General features: G+C 39.5%; 2 protein-coding genes and 1 pseudogene. 1 reads left to right on the top strand and 2 read right to left on the bottom strand.

Annotated features, from left to right (window positions below):
• Positions 1 to 157: pseudogene (locus G4P69_RS38050) on the bottom strand (acetylglutamate kinase); the annotation flags it as partial.
• Between the two features lie 147 nt (positions 158 to 304).
• A complete protein-coding gene (locus tag G4P69_RS38045; RefSeq protein ID WP_208341931.1) occupies positions 305 to 898 on the bottom strand; it encodes a shikimate kinase in 594 nt (197 codons plus the stop codon).
• A gap of 472 nt (positions 899 to 1370) precedes the next feature.
• On the opposite strand from G4P69_RS38045, the gene G4P69_RS38040 reads away from it, so the two are divergent.
• Positions 1371 to 1562 (top strand): hypothetical protein, encoded by a 192-nt coding sequence (locus tag G4P69_RS38040; protein ID WP_208341933.1) that lies wholly within the window; start codon positions 1371 to 1373, stop codon positions 1560 to 1562.
• Positions 1563 to 1631: the final 69 nt, after the last annotated feature.

Raw genomic sequence — 1631 nt, 5'->3', positions numbered from 1 at the left:
GATCTTTCAGAACACTTTCTTTCATTGCTGCACCACCGTATTTGACAACAATGGTTCTACCAGCAAATTTCTGAATGTACGGTAGTGCTTCACTGAGCACTTGTGCACGAGTGGTTGCTGCTTGTCTAATAATGGACTCTGTATCGTTGATCATTATGAGGAGCTAGAGCTTTTAATAGTTATCGCGGATCTCGTTGAGAGAAAATGCAACTGTCACGATCATACACCGAAGAATACAGGAGTCAGGAGTCAGGAGTCAGGAGTAAGAGAATAAAATTTTTCCTGGTAGTGGATGAATCGTACTTTAAATCCCCATGCCATTGCTTCTGAATTCTGAATTCTGACTCCTGTATTCTTCTTTAAGCACCCCAGGAATTGCCTCTAGTACTCGCTTGGCAATTTGTTCGGGTGTTTGATCTTCCGTGACAGTAATTTGTAAGTCGGCTTGAGCGTAAAGTGATTGTCTTTGCTCTAGGAGCGATCGCATTTTCAAATTGCGGTCAGTGTCTTGCAATAATGGTCTTGTTGTATCTTCTTCTAAACGCTTTAACAATATTTCCACTGGTACATCAAGCCAAACAATCAAACCGTGATGTAAGTAACTCCAGTTTTCTCGGCGTAGTATAATACCGCCGCCAGTTGCTACACTTAACTTTGTATAAGAGCAAACTTGTGCTAATACATCGCTTTCCAGTTGACGAAACGCTCCTTCACCAACTTCTGCGAATAGTTGACTGATTGTTTTTCCTGTTGCTTTAACAATCACCTCATCAGTATCCAAAAACCCGTAACCCATCTGCTGAGCCAATAAGCGTCCCACCGTCGTTTTACCGCTACCTGCCATACCAATCAAGTACAGGTTAATTCCTTTAAGTAAATATTCATCAATCTTAGTCATGTGAACGCTGTGAAATTTTTGCAACGAATTATGTAGCGTTTGAAGCTCAATCAATGTAGTATTATAATCTCTTTTTCAAAGAACTATAACAATACAACACCGATCACCTTTATGGTAAGTATCTTTAGGTAGAAAAAATTTAATAAAATTTCTTGAAACTTTTTTGAAACTTTATCGAAACCACATACGTCTAGATGTAAGAGCCAAACTGTCTAGACTTAGTCGGTCAATTATGGCTTGTTAATATACTGTGTTTCTACCAGAACACTGTTAGCCACCCAACATTCAGTAAAAGTAGGCTCCAGTTTCATCAGATAAGTGAGTATTTTTTATTCAAGGTGTAAAACATGACTCATTTTTTTGCATGGTGCAGCAAAGCTTTAGCCAACATAGCGGTTGAGTTACTAGAACCACTGCATAACCTATCGATTTAAACCCCAATAAATTTATGTGGTAGTTTGAGGTTTCAACCATGATTCGGATTCGAGACATTGTGCAAAAAGCTATAGCGAGTGGCTATCTAACGGTTGAGGCAGAAAATCAGTTGCGACATCTGCTGACAACTCGGTATGACGTAGAAGATTTTAATGCTTTTATGAGTTTGCAGGAAGCTGCTATGACAGGTAAAGTCAAGCAAGAATCACGCGAGCGTTGTGGTATTTAGCGATGACCATGTTTTGAATTGAGTTGACGCACTCTGGACTGCGTTATCGTTTATCCTTATCCTTATCCT

Source organism: Aetokthonos hydrillicola CCALA 1050 (genome assembly GCF_017591665.1).
Lineage (GTDB): Bacteria > Cyanobacteriota > Cyanobacteriia > Cyanobacteriales > Nostocaceae > Aetokthonos > Aetokthonos hydrillicola.
This window is presented reverse-complemented; position numbering and strand designations above follow the sequence as displayed.

What these genes read in the sequence shown, in the direction of transcription:
- G4P69_RS38045 (WP_208341931.1), bottom strand. Translation starts at nt 898, where the DNA reads ATGACTAAGATTGATGAATATTTACTTAAAGGAATTAACCTGTACTTG.
- G4P69_RS38040 (WP_208341933.1), top strand. Translation starts at nt 1,371, where the DNA reads ATGATTCGGATTCGAGACATTGTGCAAAAAGCTATAGCGAGTGGCTAT.